Here is a 16,458-nt window from a genome sequence, read left to right as displayed (position 1 = left end):
CCATCGAAGCTCGCCGCAGGCGACAATAGCTACCGCGCAGCAACGCCAACAGTTAACTAATACACAGCCCAAAAAAGCCCGCAATCGCGGGCTTTTTTCGTGTTAGCGCGTGCGCTTAGTGGTGGCCGTGGCCGCCGCAGCAATCGTCGCCTTTGCCGCAATCGCCTTTGCCGCCACAGCAATCATCGCCGTGGTCGTGACCGCAGCAACCGCCTTCCTGATGTGGGTGACCGTGTTGGATCTCCTCGTCAGTGGCTTCGCGTACTTCAACCACTTCCACTTCAAACGACAGCGCTTGGCCAGCCATTGGGTGGTTGCCGTCAACAATTACGCTGTCGTCTTTCACTTCGGTAACGGTAACCGGACGTGGACCTTCGTCGGTTTGCGCCATAAAGCGCATGCCTGGGGTGATGTCTTCTACGCCTTCAAAAGACGCCAGAGGCACCTCTTGGATCAGGCCAGATTGTACTGGGCCGTAAGCGTTTTCTACGTCGATGTCGGCTTTAAATGCAGCACCGGCTTGCTTGCCTTGCAGCTCAGCTTCCAGACCTGGGATCAGGTTGTGGGCACCGTGCAGGTACTCCATTGGGGCGCCGCCAAACGACTCTTCAATCAATTCACCGGCTGCGTTATGCAGGCGGTAGTGCAGGGTTACAACGGTCTTGGCGTCGATGATCATCCGACAACTCCAGTATTAGTGGTTAAACCCGCATCTTACGGGATTGGAAAGCGCACAGACTATGATCCCGCTAACACTTTTTCCAGTCGTAATCGACATTCTACTCGGTAGGGGTAGATATCGGGGATCTGAGCGGCGTTAACGTTGTCTTTCACCTGCTGCCAGTAGTCGGCAGTCAACAGATCCTGATGGTGGGGCATAAAGGCTTGGCGGATGCTGGGGCGCGCCAATAAGAAGTGGCCAAACTCCTCGGGAAACACATCGTGGGGGCCAATCGAGAACCACGGCTCGGCGGCCAGCTCTTGTTCGTGATTTTGGGCTTTGGGAATGGTGCGAAAATTACATTCGGTCATGTAGCTGATCTCATCGTAATCGTAGAACACCACGCGGTTATGGCGGGTTAAGCCAAAGTTTTTAAACAGCATGTCGCCGGGAAAGATGTTCACCGACGCCAGCTGCTTAATTGCCAGCCCATATTCGAAGATGGCGTGGTCAATTTGCGCTTGGGTGGCGCCATCCAAAAACATGTTCAGCGGCACCATGCGCCGCTCCACATACAGGTGACGAATGATCACCTGTTGCTCGGTCAGCTCCACTTCCGATGGCGCCACCTGTTGCAGCTCTTGCAGCAGCTCGGCGCTGAAGCGATCCCGTGGGAACACAAAGTTGCTGTACTCCTGCGTGTCGGCCATGCGACCCACTCGGTCGTGGCGCTTCACCAGATCGTACTTGGCCTTAACGTCGGCTTTGGTGACCTCTTTAGGCGGGGCAAACTCATCTTTGATGATTTTAAACACCATCGGCAGCGAAGGCAGGGTGAACACCGACATCACCATCCCCTTGATCCCCGGCGCAATGTCAAAGCAATCGGTGCTGTGATCAAGGTGGTGTAAAAAGCTGCGGTAAAACTCAGTTTTGCCGTGTTTTTGCAGCCCTAGCGCGGTGTACAGCTCGGCCCAACTCTTATTGGGCATCAGCTGTTTAAGGTAGCTGACCAACATGCCGGGGGCGTTGGTGTCGACCATGAAATAGGCGCGGGTAAAGCTAAACACCACCGACAGATCGTCGGCGTTATCCAGCACCGCATCAATGTAGAGGCCGTTGTCGCTGTGGCGGATCGGCAGCAGCAGCGGCGCAAAGCCGCGGGCGCCGATCAGCCGCCCCACCAGATAGGCGCCTTTGTTGCGATAGAAGATGCAGTTAAGCAGCTCGATGCGGTTGTAATGCTGCGCCTGCATCAAGGGTTGCAGCCGTTGCAGCACCAGCGTTAAATCGCCATCCAGATCGGCAAAGGGGCGACCAAAACGGCGCGGGTTGATCAGCTCCAGCAGCGCCTGCTTGGCGTCGGTGTCGGTAAAGCGGTATTTGCTGAGTTTCTCCGGCTGAAAGGGCTGGCGGCTGCGTACGCTGGTGTGCAAAAACAGGTGCTGATCGTCTAAGCCTCGGTGGCGAAACAGCCGTGAAAACACCGAATTAAAGAAGGTTTCCGCCATCTCTGCTTGGGGGTGTCCCAGCAGCAATTTGCTGTAGGCTTGCTTGGTTTCTTGCCATAACTCGGTGGAGATCACCGGCTTATCTAGCTGCTCGATCAGTCGCTGGGTTTGCAGCCCCACCTGTTGGCTGTACAGCGAGATCCGCTCTTTTTGGGCGGCGTCGGCGGCCAGCCAATGCTGTTGAATAAAATGCTCTTTCGCGCCGCGTGAGATCCGCATGAACAGCCGAAAGTGTTTATCAAAACCAGCCAGAATTTGGTACGCCAGATGGCTCGGGGCCGAAGCAGTCATCATCACTCCTTTGATGGCAAGTCGGTCAACAGAAATCCCGTGGCTGCGTTCAACCGCGATTGAACATAACTGAGTAATTTTTCTGCATTAGTCACTTCAAAGTAACGCGCAATCGGCGCTTTCTCAATGTGCAGCTAAGAGACAACTTGCTTTAGTGGCCGCAGCGGCTAATCTTGGCTCCGCTTATCGGAGAGGACGTAATGGCAGAACTGTACTTTATTTTGGTGTCACCCCAGCGTGGCGAAAACGTGGGCGCGGCGGCACGCGCCATGAACACCATGGGCTTTGAGAAATTGCGGGTAGTGAACTCGCAGGCGCACCAAGCGGACGAAGCCAATTGGACCGCCCACGGCAGCCAGCACATTTTGGAAAACGCCGAATCCTTTGATGATTTAGCCAGTGCCTTGGCCGACATCGACTTAAGCTTTGCCACCACCGCCCGTAAGCGGGGCGATAAACGCCGCTTGCACAGCCCCAACGATGCGGCCGCCCAAGTGCAGCAGCTGGGCAGCAGTGTTGGCAAGGTGGCGGTGGTGTTTGGTTGTGAAGCGTCGGGATTGGCCAATGCCGATTTGGCGTTGGTGGATCTGCTGACCACCATTCCGTTGGCAAACCCATACCCTTCGTTGAACCTTGGCCAAGCGATCATGCTGTACGCCTATGAGTTTTCGCAGTTGCCACCCCCAAGCGAAGTTGGCGCTAACGACGCTCAGTTCAAAGCGCTGAAGCAGCGCAGCGTGCAACTGCTGGATACCTTAGCGGTGGCAGAACAAGAACCTCTGCGGCGTTGGCTGCAAGACAGCGTGGGCACATTAAGCCAGCGCGACGTGGCCATGTTGCATTTGTTATTAGGTGATATCGAAAAGGCGATGGCCGGATCGTTGACAAAGCAGCCGTAAAGGCTGATGGTAAAAAGCACAACGAAACGAGGAATTTGGACTTTGCATCCACTGACAGCACCGCTAGCTCTAGTGATTACCACTACCACCATTACCACCACCGAAAGGTTGGGGGCGGGCTAGCAGCACCTCGGATTCACTATCCAAATCAACAAAGCCCGCTCAGATGAGCGGGCTTTGTGCGTTTACGGCGAGCAAAAAAAAGGAGAACGGCAAGATGAAAGTGATGAAGTTTGGCGGATCGTCATTGGCGGACGCGAGCAAGTTGCACACCGTGGCACAGCTGGTGAGCGACGCCGCCAGTACGTTTCCGGTGATGGTGGTGCTGTCGGCACCGGCGGGGATCACCAACCTGCTTGAACAAGCCGCCAGCCAAGCCAGCAGTGGCCAACATCCTGCCCCCGCGCTTGCCGAAATTAACGCCAAGATGGATCGGTTAAATGGCGCCATTAGCCGGGCGGTGCCAAGCGCCGCGGCGCGGTTGCAACAGCAGTGGCAGCAAGAGCTGGCGCAGTTGCAGCAGCTGTTGCACGGCATCGCGTTACTGCGCCGTTGCCCCAAGCCCGTGCTGGCGCAAGTGCTGGTGTGCGGCGAACGCTGGTCGGTGGCGCTGTTGCAGGCGTTGCTGGCGCAAGCCCCGTGGCCGGTGGCCAGCTTAGACCCGCGCCAGTGTTTGTTGGCGCAGGGGCCAATGCTGGCGGCGGAAGTTGAGATCGAACCCAGCCGAGCGCAGCTGGCGGCGCTGCCCTTAGGCGAATACCGAGTGTGGTTAGTGCCGGGCTTTACCGCAGCCAATGCCAGTGGCGATACCGTGACCTTGGGGCGCAATGGCTCGGATTACAGCGCGGCGGTGCTGGCGGCGTGTGTGCATGCCGACCGTTGCGAGATCTGGACCGACGTGGATGGGGTGTATAACTTGGATCCACGGCTGATTGACGATGCTCAGCTGGTGCCAAGCCTGAGCTACGAAGAGGCGATGGAGCTGTCTTACTTCGGCGCCTCGGTGCTGCACCCACGCACCATCGCCCCCATCGCGCAGCATCAGATCCCGTGCCGGATCCGCAACACCCTCAATCCAGACTCAGCGGGCACCTTAATTCATGCACGCACGGAACCGTCCCATTCGCTGGTTAAGGCGATCAGCCAGTTAAAGTCCCAGTGGATGATCAGCGTTTCTGGCCCCGGCATGAAGGGGATGGTTGGCATGGCCAGCCGCGTGTTTGCGGCAATGGCGCAGGCGGGCATATCGGTCACTTTGATCACCCAAAGCTCGTCGGAATACTCCATCTCCTTTTGCGTGCACGAAGCCGCCGGTGCTGGGGCGTTGGCCGCCTTGCAACAGGCGTTTGAACTGGAGCTGAAACAGCAGCTGTTAGAGCCAATTGATGTGCAGCGGGATCTGGCCATCATCACCTTAGTGGGCGATGGCATGAAAACCCGCAAAGGGGTGGCCGCGCGCTTCTTTAAGGCGTTATCGCAAGCCAGTGCGTCCGTGCTCGCTATCGCCCAAGGCAGCTCCGAGCGGGCAATTTCGGCGGTGGTGCAACAGCATCAAGCCCCCAATGCGCTGCGGTTGTGCCATGAAAACCTGTTTGTGCGGCGTCAGTCGATTGATGTGGTGGTGGTGGGGGCCGGTAACGTGGGCGACGCACTGATCCAGCAAATTGCCGCGCAGCAGCCGCATCTGCAGCAGCACAACATCGCCATTCGGTTATGCGGGGTAACGAATTCACGGCAGATGCTGCTGGCCGCCGATGGCCTTGGCTTCGACCGCTGGCGCGATCAGTTGCCCAGCGCCGAACCGCTGGATCTGCAGCGCTTGCTGCGCTTTGCCGCCGATGCCCATCTGGTCAATCCGGTCTTAGTGGATTGCAGTGCCGCCGACGAAGTGGCCACTTACTACTGCGCCGCAATGAGCCAAGGCTGGCACGTGGTTACCCCCAACAAAAAAGCCAACACCGGCACCATGGCGCAGTACCAACAGCTGCGGCAGGTGGCGCGGGAACACAAACGCCAATTCCTGTATGAAGCCAACGTTGGCGCAGGCTTGCCGGTGATCGACAACCTGCAAGGGTTGCTGCGGGCGGGGGATCAACTGACCGAATTTTCGGGGGTGCTGTCGGGCTCGTTGTCGTACATCTTTGGCTTGCTGGAAGAGGGGATGAGCCTATCCCAAGCCACCGGCATGGCGCGGGACAAAGGCTTTACCGAGCCGGATCCCCGCGAGGATCTGTCGGGCATGGACGTCGCGCGTAAGGTGCTGATCTTAGCCCGTGAGGCGGGAATGCCGTTGGAGCTGGAGGATCTGCACATCGACAGCGTGCTGCCAGACGACTTTGATGCCAGCGGCGACGTGGCCAGCTTTATGGCCAAGCTGCCAGAGGCCGATGCCGCGGTGCAGCAGCGCATTGCCGCCGCCCAGGCCGATGGCAAGGTGCTGCGTTACGTTGGCGCGATTGACGCCCAAGGCCAGTGCCACATCAAGGTGCAAGCGGTGGATGCCGCCCACCCGTTGTATGCCATTAAAGGCGGTGAAAACGCCTTGGCCTTTTACAGCCGCTACTACAGCCCATTGCCGTTCGTGCTGCGGGGCTATGGCGCCGGGGCAGCGGTAACCGCCGCTGGGGTGTTTGCGGATATCTTGCGAACTCAAGCATGGCAACAGGAGGCCTAATGAAAACCGTATCGGTTTATGCGCCCGCCTCAATGGGCAACGTCAGCGTGGGCTTCGATCTGCTTGGGGCAGCACTGGAACCCATCGTTGAGGGCGAGCAGCACGATGAGCTGCCCTTTGGTGACGTGGTGACGGTCACGGCGTTGGCTGCAACTGAGGCTACGGCCGCGACGGAGGTGCCGCTGCACCTGAGCTGCAGTGGCGCTTACGCCCGGTTTCTGCCTGCAACCGGCAACATCGTCACGCGCTGCGCCCAAGAGTTTATTCGCCGTTATGCGCCCGAATGCCAAGGGTTGCAGCTGACGTTGCAAAAGAATTTGCCCATCGGCTCTGGTTTAGGCAGCAGCGCCAGCTCGGTGGTGGCGGCGTTAGCGGCGCTGAACCGCTACTTTGGCCAGCCGCTGAATCACGCCCAACTGCTGCAACTGATGGGCGAACTGGAAGGGCAGATCTCCGGCTCGGTGCACTTTGATAATGTCGCCCCGAGCTTTTTAGGCGGCATGCAGTTGATGTTGGCCGACGACGCCCAAGCGCTGCCCAGTTTCGATAACTGGTACTGGTTGGTGGCGTATCCGGGGATCACCCTGTCGACCGCCAAGATGCGGGCGTTGCTGCCCAGCGAAGTGCCGCTGGCCACCACCATTCGTTATGGCCAGCAGTTGGCCAGTTTTGTGGCCGCCAGTTATCGCGGCGATGAAGCGCAAGCGTTAGCGGCGTTGAACGACGTGCTGGCCGAGCCCCATCGGGCGGCGCACATTCCCGGCTACCAAGCGGCCAAAACCAAGCTGAAGGGTTTGGGGTTTGAGGCGGTCGGGATCTCCGGCTCTGGCCCCACTCTGTTTGCGGTTTGCCGCGATAAGGCGGTGGCCGAGCAAGGGCGACAATACCTGCAACATCACTATCTAACCAATCAATATGGGCTGGTGCGGCTGTGTCGCTTGGCGCAGCACGGGGTGCAATACAAGGAGAGTCAGCACGATGCAGTTAACCAATCTTAATGTGGCCGCAGAGCAGGTCAGTTTTCGCCAAGCGGTGCTGCAGGGGCTAGGCCAGCAGCAGGGCTTATTTATGCCGGATCGCTTGCCGCAGCTGGCTGTGGAATCGCTGTGGTCGCTGCCCTTTGTTGAACGCAGCCAGCGGATCCTCGCGGCGTTGCTGGCGGACGAATTAGGCCAAGCGCAGGTTGAACGGCTGGTGGCGCAGGCGTTCACCTTTGAACTGCCGCTGGTGCCCGCGGGCGACGGCCAATACTGTTTAGAGCTGTTTCATGGCCCCACCTTGGCGTTTAAAGACTTTGGTGCCCGCTTTTTAGCGCAGTGCTTAAACGCCTTTGCCGGGGAGCAGCGGCAAACCATCTTAACCGCCACCAGTGGCGATACCGGTGCGGCGGTGGCGGATGCGTTCTACGGCTTGGATAACATTGATGTGGTGGTGCTGTACCCCGCCGGTGGGATCAGCGAACTGCAAGAGAAGATGTTCTGCACCTTGGGCGATAACATTCACACCTTGGCGGTAGCGGGCAGCTTTGATGATTGTCAGCAGTTGGTGAAACAAGCCTTCAGTGACGCCGAGCTTAAAGCCGAATTTGGCTTAACCTCGGCCAACTCAATCAACATTGCTCGGCTGCTGGCGCAGATCTGTTATTACTTCGAAGCGGTAGCGCAGCTGCCCGCCGAGCAACGGCAACAGGCGGTGGTGGCGGTGCCGTCGGGCAACTTTGGCAACCTGACTGCGGGGCTGATTGCCCAAGCGATGGGGGCGCCGATCAAGCGTTTTGTGGCGGCCACCAACTTGAACGACACCGTGCCGCGCTACCTCGCCAGCGGCCAGTGGCAGCCCGAGCCGGTGCACCACACCTTGTCGAATGCGATGGACGTTACCAGCCCCAATAACTGGCCACGGGTGGAAGCCCTGCAGCAACGCTATGGTTGGCCGCAGCAGAACCTAACCGCAATCAAAGTGGACGAGGCCAGCACGGCGGCGCAGTTACGGCAGCTGGCCTCGGGCGGGTATCGCAGCGAGCCCCACGCCGCCGTTGCCAGCGCGGCCTTGGCGCAGTCGCTGCAAGCGGATGAAGTGGGGGTATTTTTAGGCACCGCCCATCCGGCCAAGTTTCAGCAATCGGTGGCGCAGATCTTGGGGGTTGAGGTGCCACTGCCACCAGCGTTGGCGGCGGTGGTGGATAAGCCATTACTGAGCCACCCCCTGGCTGCGGACTTAACCCCGTTGCAAGACTACTTACGGCAGCAATTGGCATAAGTCGTTGTTCACGGGGTATGTTGTCGCTGTTGTGCAGCAAGTCGCTTCGATTCGCCGCAGGCGTCATCGAACGATGGCAGAGCTTGGTAAATATCTCGGGCTGTCACGTTACGCCAAAGCGCGGCTAACGGGACCTACGGTGATGCAGCTGTCACGTTACGCCAAAGCGCGGCTAACGGGATCGACGCTGATGCAGTTGTTGTTGGGAAGTAGGTTTAATTCGCCGCAGGCGTCATCGAACAATGGCAGAGCTCGGTAAATATCTCGGGTTGTCACGTTACGCCAAAGAGCGGCTAACGGGACCTACGGTGATGCAGCTGTCACGTTACGCCAAAGCGCGGCTAACGGGACCTACGATGATGCAGTTGTTGTTGGGAAGTAGGTTTGATTCGCCGCAGGCGTAATCGAACGATGGCAGAGCTTGGTAAATATCTCGGGCTGTCACGTTACGCCAAAGAGCGGCTAACGGGACCTACGGTGATGCAGCTGTCACGTCAGGCCAAAGCGCGGCGAATGGGATCGACGCTGATGCAGTTGTTGTTGGGAAGTAGGTTTGATTAGCCGCAGGCGTCATCGAACAATGGCAGAGCTTAGGAAAGGCATTGGCGCTGTCACGTCAGGCCAAAGCGCGGCGAATGGGACCTACGGTGATGCAGTTGTTGTTGGGAAGTAGGTTTGATTAGCCGCAGGCGTAATCGAACAATGGCAGAGCTTGGGAAATATCTCGGGCTGTCACGTCAGGCCAAAGCGCGGCGAATGGGATCGACGCTGATGCAGTTGTTGTTGGGAAGTAGGTTTGATTCGCCGCAGGCGTCATCGAACAATGGCAGAGCTTGGGAAATATCTCGGGCTGTCACGTTACGCCAAAGAGCGGCTAACGGGACCTACGGTGATGCAGCTGTCACGTTACGCCAAAGCGCGGCGAATGGGATCGATGCTGATGCAGTTGTTGTTGTTGTTGTTGGGAAGTAGGTTTGATTCGCCGCAGGCGTCATCGAACGACTTAACGTCCAAACCATAACAAGCGCCCGCGAATGACCATTCGCGGGCGCTTGCGGTTGTGGGGTTGGCGCTTAGCGCGGCTCTTTGGGTAAGCGCGTGTAAGCCTGACAGTAGCGCTGGCCGGTCATGCGGGCGCGTTCGAGTGCCGCTTGGGCTTCTTCCACCAGCTGGATCCAGTTGGTGTCGATGTCGCTTTGGGCGAGGCCAATGGTGATCTGCTGGCTCATGTCGGCGTCGTCTAACAGCTTCAGCAGATTGGCGGCTAGGTGCGCGGCTTGGGTGTGATGCCACTTCGGCAGCAAGATCTGGATCTCGCTGGGGTGGGATAAGTTACCCACCACGGCTTCCGGCGGCAGGGCCCCGCCGAGCTGCTGCAAAATCATGTGCTGGCGGAACAGCGTTTGATCCGCATCGGCAAAGCTGCTGATGGAGGAATCATTGCCGATGCTGATCACCATCAAGGCGTGTTGCTGTTGCGGGTTTTTCCGCAGCAGTTGCCCCAAGTTACCGCGCTTAAACTGTTGGTTCAGATCGTCGTCGTTGCACAGGCTGAGATCGTTAATCGGGGTTAGGGTCAGCACTCGGTAGCTGTCTTCCGAGCTGCTGGATTCCGACAGCTGAATGCTGGCCAAACAGCGGCAGATGGCCGCGTCGCCACGGCGGATCCAGATCTGGCTTTGCCAGATCCCACGGCTGCTGAGCTGAGTATCCAAGATCTGATTCATTTCGGGGTTATTCAGCGGCAATAAGGTCAGCCAAGATCGGCCCGTCAGCTGCGCCATCTGGGTTTTACAAACGGTCACCATCGCCCGATTGGTGCTGATGATCTGTTGGTTGGCGTCCAGTAAGGCGATGCCGCTGGCGCTGTCGCACAGCTGTTCAAAATGGCGCAGCTTCAGCGCTTGTTCGCGCTGTTGTGGGCTCTCTTCTAGCCGCAGCAGCACCAGCGATTCGCCCCGTTCGAGGGTGATGGTGCGTAAGTTTACCCGCAGCTGCGAATCCATTGGCTGGGTGAGCAGCAGCGTGCCTTCCCAGTAGCCCGAGCTGCGGGTTAATTGCCACACCACATCAATGCCAAGCATGTCGCTGCTGAACAAGCGATTAAAGCGCCGCTCTTGCAGTTGCGTGGCGGGGATCCCCAGCTGGCTGGTTAGTTGTTTGTTGGCGCTGATGCAGTAGCCATCCAAGTTAAACAGCATGGCTCCCATGTTGGATTGGTACAGCTGCTCGGCTAAGGCGCTGGCGCGTTGGCGGGTTTGGCGGTCGCTTAATTGGCGCCGCTGTTGCCAGAAATAGATAAAGATGAACACCAACACGATGGCGGTGATGGCGCGGATCTGCCAGCGATAGCGTTTCTCTACGGCCATGTCTTTTTCGCTATCAATAAAGGAGAACAGGTACACCGAATCGCGGTTGCTGGGGCGCACTTTCATAAAGACGGTGCTAACGCTGTCGTCGTCGTACTGACCAAAGCCCTCTTTCAGCATGTATTGCCAAAATCCGGGGTAAAGCTGCTCCAGCGGGGCTTTGCCGCGTTTTTCAACGTCGGTCAGGCTGATGTACTGCCCTTGTTGGTTCACCAAGAACAGCGGTGGGTTGGCCACCGAGCTGACGGTGTAGAGCGAGGCCCACAAGGTGCTGAGTTCGACATTGGTTAACAGGTAGGCGATGCCACGTTGATTGGGCTGAACCTGAGTTAGGGTCCAGATGTGGGCTTCGCCGTTGCTGCCATCCAATAAAATGGGCGACAGGTGCACCTCGTCGGGATCGAGCTCGCTGATGGCGGTTTGCAGTTCGCGTTTAGACACTTGCAGCTGTTTATCGCGCCCGACTTGCACCAGCACATTGGCGTCACGGTCGAGCAGGGCGATGTCGCTGTAAGAGCCAATCCGCTGCTGCAGCTGGCTTAAGGTGTTGCGCGTGTTGCTCAGCTGTTGGTCGTCTTGCTCAAACAGGCTGGGTAACAGGGTAAATTGATTCAGGGTCACCGCATTGAGCTGCTGCTGTTGCAGGGCATCGTTAATCCGATCGCTGAAGCCCTGCAGGGCAGAGAAGCGCTGATTCGCCAGCTTCTGTTTGATGTCTTGCTGGTTAATGTAGAGCATCGATTCTGACAGGGTCAGCACCAGCAGGATCATCAGCAGCTGTTGGCCGATAAACAACAAGGTGCTGGCGCTGAATTTACCTTGCCCCTGTTGTGGGCTTAACACCTGATCAAGCCCTTGGTTTTGATGAGCAGACAAAACGGCCATCCATGATGAGTGTCTAGTGGGAATACCATAGCATGAGGGCCCGTTTCATCGAAACGAGCCCTCGGCTTCAGCGATTAGCAAAGTGTTCATCTCGCTGAACTATTTCTTCTTCTTTTTGCCAGCGGTTTTCTTCTTAGCGGCGCTGACTTTGGTCTTCTTCACCTTTTTGGCTTTGCCAAATTTCGGTGCTTTAGATTGTGGGCGCAGGCTGTCGTAAACGCGGTAGCGGATCGGCTCGCCCACGTAGCGCTGGATCTTATCCAGATGCGGGTGATCGTGGGCTTCGACAATGGAGATGGCGCTGCCCTTGGCACCGGCACGGGCGGTACGGCCAATGCGGTGTAAGTAGATGTCGCCTTTGCGCGGCAAATCGTAGTTGATCACGTGGGTGACGTCGGAGATGTCCAAACCACGAGCAGCCACGTCGGTTGCCACTAAGTGCTGCACCTTGCCTTCTTTAAACAGCTCGAGAGCGCGATCGCGCTGGCCTTGAGCCATGTCACCTTGCAGTACGGCAATGCGTACCTTAGAGGCAAACAGTTTGCTGTTCAGCTGGACGGCACGTTCTTTGGTGCGGACGAAGATGATGCTGCGTTCGCACTCTTCTTCGGCCAGCAGCCGCTTCAGCAACTTGTACTTGTGGTTGGCGTCGTCGGCACGGTAGTAGCTTTGATTGATCTTTTTGCGTTCGCTGCGTGGCGGCTTGGCGTCACAGCGGATCGGATCGTTCAGCAGGCGGTGCACAAACTGGTTTAAGCCAGAGCCTTCCAAGGTGGCGGAAAACAGCATGGTTTGCTTGCGCCAGCGCACTTCGTTAGCGATGTGTTCCACCACGGGCATAAAGCCCAAGTCGAGCATGCGATCGGCTTCGTCAATCACCAGCATTTCCACTTGGCGTGGGTCGAAGCGCTCGCTTTCTAGGTAGTATTCCAAACGCCCTGGTGTGGCCACCAGAATATCCAGGTTGGCGGTCAGCAGATCCGCATCCAGCTGGTAATCACGGCCACCAACAATGGCCCCAATGGTGAGATCGGTACCGCGCATCAGGCGCTCGCCGTATTGGCGTACCTGCTCGGCCAGTTCACGGGTTGGGGTTAGGATCAGCACGCGGGCGTGGCCCGGATCTCGACGTGGGAAGTCAAGCAGGTGCTGCAGCGCTGGCAACAAGAAGGCGGCGGTTTTGCCGGTGCCGGTTGGGGCATTGGCCAAAATGTCGCGCTGCTCCAACGCACGGTCTAGTACCGCAGTCTGGATGGTGGTGGGTTTAGTGTAACCGGCCTTGGCCAGGGCACTGAGTAACCGCGGATCAAGATCTAATTCTAAAAAGCTCATCAGTGGTTGGATCCAAGATGTAGATAAAAGTCGTCAGTTAAGACTCGAAATTGCTCACTGTACTGGCCATCGGCTTGATGGATATACAGCGTATGTTGCTGGCACGGTGTGGCCACTTTGCCGATGGTCAGCAGTTGGCGCTGCACCGGCTTACGGGCGGTGGTGTACACCAAACATTGCCGCTGTAGCTGCAGCTGATGCTGCGGCAATGCCGCGATTAACTGTTGTGCTTCCACGTCCGGCAAGATCAGGCTGGCATAGCCTTGTGGGCTTAGCAAGCGTTGGCACTGCTGCAACAGCTGTGTGTGGCTTAGCTGATCATGGTGACGTGCGGTGGCGCGTCCTTGGCTTTTTTCACTGCGAGCACCGCTGGTGAAATAGGGCGGATTGCAGATGATCGCATCCACTTGCCCTTGCCATTGTTGTACTGGGCCTTGATAGAGGCCGATGCGCTCTGGCCACGGGCTGCGGGCAAAATTGCGCTGAGCGGCAGTGGCGGCGGCCGAATCTATCTCTATGGCAACCACATCGGCGCTGCTGCGCTGCGCTGCCATTAAGGCTAGCAGGCCAGAGCCGGTGCCGATGTCCGCAATCAAACCGCGGCTTGGCAGCGTGGCCCATGCCCCTAACAGCACGCCATCGGTACTGACGGGCATGCCGCAGCCGTGGTGATCGATATGAAACTGCTTAAATGTAAAGCTCATTGATAAACCAATGCTGGACGCGCTCGGGCGGGCAACTCTATCAGAAAATCGCCCCCGTTGCTGTGAAGCTTAGGTGAGCAAGATGTTAACCGAATGATTTACTTTGTTGTGACAGGGTTTTTGTCGTTGAAATGGTTGTTAGGGGTTGGTATTAGTGCATCTATCAAGTCGGCGGTATTTTTCCAACATTTGCCACATTCTCGAAAATACGAGGGCGAACAGTTGGAAAAGTAAGCAAAAGTAGCGACTTGGTACGCATGGAGTTCACCGGGATAAGTTAGTCAGCTGTACAGTTTGATTTACACCTTGTGGTGAGAGCGACAATAAAATAGCCAGTACATAATAAAAAGCCGCTAACGAGGTACATTTTGAGCAAACCATTATCCACTACCGACACCTTGAGTCTCGGTTTCATGACCTTCGCCTTCTTCTTAGGTGCCGGTAACATCATTTTTCCACCTTTAGCGGGCATGATGGCCGGTGAAAACTTAGTGCCAGCGATGTTTGGCTTCTTGGTTACCGCCGTGGGTCTGCCGCTGGTTGGTTTGATCGCGGTAGCCAAAATTGGCGGCGGCATCCCAACCATGACCAAACTGCTGCCAGCTTGGGTGGGGACCGCCATCGCCTTGGCTATTTTCATCATCATTGGCCCTGCATTTGCCGCGCCACGTACCGGCTTGGTGGCTTACGAAATCGGCGTGGTGCCGTTTTTATCTGCAGCCACCGACACCACCCAGCTGCTGTTCACCGTTGCTTTTTTTGCCTTAGCCTTAGTGCTGGCGCTGAACCCAGGCAAGCTGATGGACATCATCGGTAAGGTGCTGACCCCAGCATTGATTGTGTTGCTGCTGATCTTATCGGCGTCGGTTGTGCTGAACCCACAGGATCCAATCGCCGCGGCCACCGGCCCATGGGTAGACAACGCCTTCAGTAATGGTTTTCTGGAAGGCTACATGACCATGGATGCCTTAGGCGCCTTGATGTTCGGTACCTTGATTGTGGATGTGCTGCGTCGTAAAGGCATTGACGACCGCAAAGCGCAGGCGCGTTACCTCTCTATTGCGGCGGTTATTGCGGCCACCGGTTTGACCATCGTGTACGTTTCGCTGTTCTACTTAGGCGCAACCAGCTCTGTACTGGGGGCCGGTGCGGATAACGGCGGCGCCATCTTAACCGCCTACGTCGTGCAGGTATTTGGCCAACCGGGTTTGGTGATGTTGGCTGGCGTAGTGAGCTTGGCGTGTTTGACCACGGCAGTGGGCCTGATCTCGGCCTGTTCTGAGTTCTTCTGCGAAGTGATGCCAAAGCTGTCTTACCGCGCTTGGGTTGTGATCACGGCGGTGCTGTGTACCATCGTGGCGAACGTGGGCCTGTCGCAGCTGATTGCGATCTCCATTCCGGTGCTGTTCTTAATCTACCCAATGGCGATGGCGCTGATTGTGTACGCCTTTGCCCGTGGCGTGATCAGCCAGCAAAAGACCGTATTAACCGTACTGATTGCAGTAACGGGGGCGGTTGGGGTACTGAGCGCCTTGAACGTCGCGGGCTTTGCAAAGCCAGTGGTTGAGCTGTTTAACTTCTTGCCGCTGTACGATCAGCACTTGGCGTGGGTGCCACTGACCATCGTGATCCTGATTGTTGGCATGCTGTACAAGCGCGACCAGCCTCAGCTGGCGGCGGCTAAGTAAGCCGCGCCCAGCCTGCGCGGCAGCGGTGGCGTTAATCGCTACCCATGCCATACGCTTGATAAACCACGCCCAGCATCTGCTGGGCGTGGTTGTTTTTGGCGCTTGCTGTGCCAGCCCGCGTGCCACCCGTTGGCGCAGAGCGGCGGGGCATTCAGCAATGGCAAGAAACCGCCGTGGTCACGGGAATGGCAGTAGTGATGTGGCCGTGGCGACGGCCCACTAGCTCGTAGAAAAAAGGGAGGGGGGGATTCTCCCTTTGGGATCCCATTGCCTTAGCACAGCTCAACTTTCGCTCCTTGCACTGCGCCATTCGGCACGGCATCGATGCGCCATCCATGGCTTAGCGATGCACTCGCCACATCCTGTTGCTCAACCTCATTGTGAAGTACACCGCTCAACGCTGTGATGCGGCAGTAAAGCCGGTGCGGCGTATCTGTCACGGCTAAGTCATCATCTGGCGGTGATCACTTTCTGCCGACTTGGTGACGCCGAGTGCAGCAGTGATGAAGTAAAGCCGAAGGCAGGATGCCGCAGAGGCCAGTTAAGCCATGGATGGCGCATCTGGCCGTTGCTGTAACGTAATGCGGCGAGAACGAGGGGCCGTCGTCACCTCGGAGGCGCTCGGGATTGCAAAGGGACGAGTCCCTTGCCCGCCGCCGGGCGGTCCCGGCAATGACCTTTATGCCGCAGCGGGTCATGCACAATAAGTTCAACAGCTAATTGGTACACAGCCTTTTTTTTGCCTAAGTCAATGCCGCCCCGCGCAATGTGAGCGGCTTAGGCGTTGGCTGAAAATTCATCTTCCACTAATTTGGCGCTGCCGTCGGCTTGCAACTGCCACAGTTCGCGTTGGATCTGGCCACTGGCGTTATTCATGGTCCAGTTGGCTGAAAGCACGGCGTGTTTAGCGTCGATCACGTCAAGCTGCACCTGCTGGTATGCCACCTCAGCAAACCCCTGTTCAATGAGCTGCTGCCAAAACCCTTGGATCTGAGCATGGCCTTGGTAATGGCCAAATGGGCGGGCGTCCATCGTGGCCGTGGCTACGTATTGGGCAGCGCAGGCTGCCGCATCGCCTCGATTAAACGCGTCTTGCCACGCTTGGCTGGCTTGTTCAACGGCGGCGATCAGGTTGTGATGGTTCATAAGTGCTCCAAAGAGGGTAACGGGCTGGTCAGCAGCGAT

At 57.4% G+C, this 16,458-nt stretch carries 11 protein-coding genes; 5 read left to right on the top strand and 6 right to left on the bottom strand.

The genetic code is table 11. The features are described 5' to 3' along the window. Positions 1–115: 115 nt before the first annotated feature. Entirely contained in the window at positions 116–679 is a 564-nt protein-coding gene (locus tag Q0796_RS01255) for a peptidylprolyl isomerase (protein ID WP_298439429.1), read from the bottom strand. A 59-nt stretch (positions 680–738) separates the two neighbouring features. Continuing rightward, on the bottom strand, positions 739–2,463 hold the full coding sequence (aceK, locus tag Q0796_RS01250) for a bifunctional isocitrate dehydrogenase kinase/phosphatase (RefSeq protein WP_298439427.1): 1,725 nt from the start codon (positions 2,461–2,463) through the stop codon (positions 739–741). Between the two features lie 200 nt (positions 2,464–2,663). Here aceK and Q0796_RS01245 point away from each other — a divergent pair, with 200 nt between their 5' ends. The 4 genes from Q0796_RS01245 (at position 2,664) to thrC (ending at position 8,295) form a co-directional block, all read left to right on the top strand. Then, the gene (locus Q0796_RS01245; RefSeq protein WP_298439426.1) at positions 2,664–3,362 is read left to right on the top strand and encodes a tRNA/rRNA methyltransferase; all 699 of its coding nucleotides are present in this window, start codon (positions 2,664–2,666) and stop codon (positions 3,360–3,362) included. Between the two features lie 217 nt (positions 3,363–3,579). Continuing rightward, entirely contained in the window at positions 3,580–6,036 is a 2,457-nt protein-coding gene (thrA, locus tag Q0796_RS01240; protein ID WP_298439424.1) for a bifunctional aspartate kinase/homoserine dehydrogenase I, read from the top strand. Continuing rightward, positions 6,036–7,034, top strand: coding sequence for a homoserine kinase (gene thrB / locus Q0796_RS01235; protein ID WP_298439422.1), 999 nt, complete (start codon positions 6,036–6,038; stop codon positions 7,032–7,034). Before thrA ends, thrB begins: the two co-directional genes overlap by 1 nt. Then, a complete protein-coding gene (thrC, locus tag Q0796_RS01230) occupies positions 7,015–8,295 on the top strand; it encodes a threonine synthase (RefSeq protein WP_298439420.1) in 1,281 nt (426 codons plus the stop codon). The genes thrB and thrC overlap by 20 nt, the downstream gene beginning before the upstream one ends. Positions 8,296–9,368: 1,073 nt before the next feature. Here thrC and Q0796_RS01225 read toward each other — a convergent pair. The 3 genes from Q0796_RS01225 to Q0796_RS01215 all read right to left on the bottom strand — a co-directional run bounded on the left by Q0796_RS01225 (position 9,369) and on the right by Q0796_RS01215 (position 13,585). After that, on the bottom strand, positions 9,369–11,540 hold the full coding sequence (locus tag Q0796_RS01225; RefSeq protein WP_298439418.1) for a hypothetical protein: 2,172 nt from the start codon (positions 11,538–11,540) through the stop codon (positions 9,369–9,371). A gap of 108 nt (positions 11,541–11,648) precedes the next feature. Beyond that, complete coding sequence (gene srmB / locus Q0796_RS01220) at positions 11,649–12,881, bottom strand: ATP-dependent RNA helicase SrmB (protein WP_298439416.1); 1,233 nt, start codon at positions 12,879–12,881, stop codon at positions 11,649–11,651. After that, the gene (locus tag Q0796_RS01215) at positions 12,881–13,585 is read right to left on the bottom strand and encodes a methyltransferase (RefSeq protein WP_298439414.1); all 705 of its coding nucleotides are present in this window, start codon (positions 13,583–13,585) and stop codon (positions 12,881–12,883) included. Before Q0796_RS01215 ends, srmB begins: the two co-directional genes overlap by 1 nt. A gap of 368 nt (positions 13,586–13,953) precedes the next feature. On the opposite strand from Q0796_RS01215, the gene brnQ reads away from it, so the two are divergent. After that, positions 13,954–15,273: a branched-chain amino acid transport system II carrier protein gene (gene brnQ, locus Q0796_RS01210; RefSeq protein ID WP_298439412.1), complete on the top strand. Its 1,320-nt coding sequence runs from the start codon at positions 13,954–13,956 to the stop codon at positions 15,271–15,273. Positions 15,274–16,050: 777 nt separating this feature from the next. Here the strand turns inward: brnQ and Q0796_RS01205 are convergent. After that, the gene (locus Q0796_RS01205; protein WP_298439410.1) at positions 16,051–16,419 is read right to left on the bottom strand and encodes a nuclear transport factor 2 family protein; all 369 of its coding nucleotides are present in this window, start codon (positions 16,417–16,419) and stop codon (positions 16,051–16,053) included. Positions 16,420–16,458 lie beyond the last annotated feature (39 nt).

Source organism: uncultured Ferrimonas sp. (assembly GCF_947489035.1).
GTDB lineage: Bacteria > Pseudomonadota > Gammaproteobacteria > Enterobacterales > Shewanellaceae > Ferrimonas.
The sequence above is the reverse complement of the archived record's forward strand: the minus strand, read 5'-3'. Positions and strand labels throughout refer to the sequence as shown.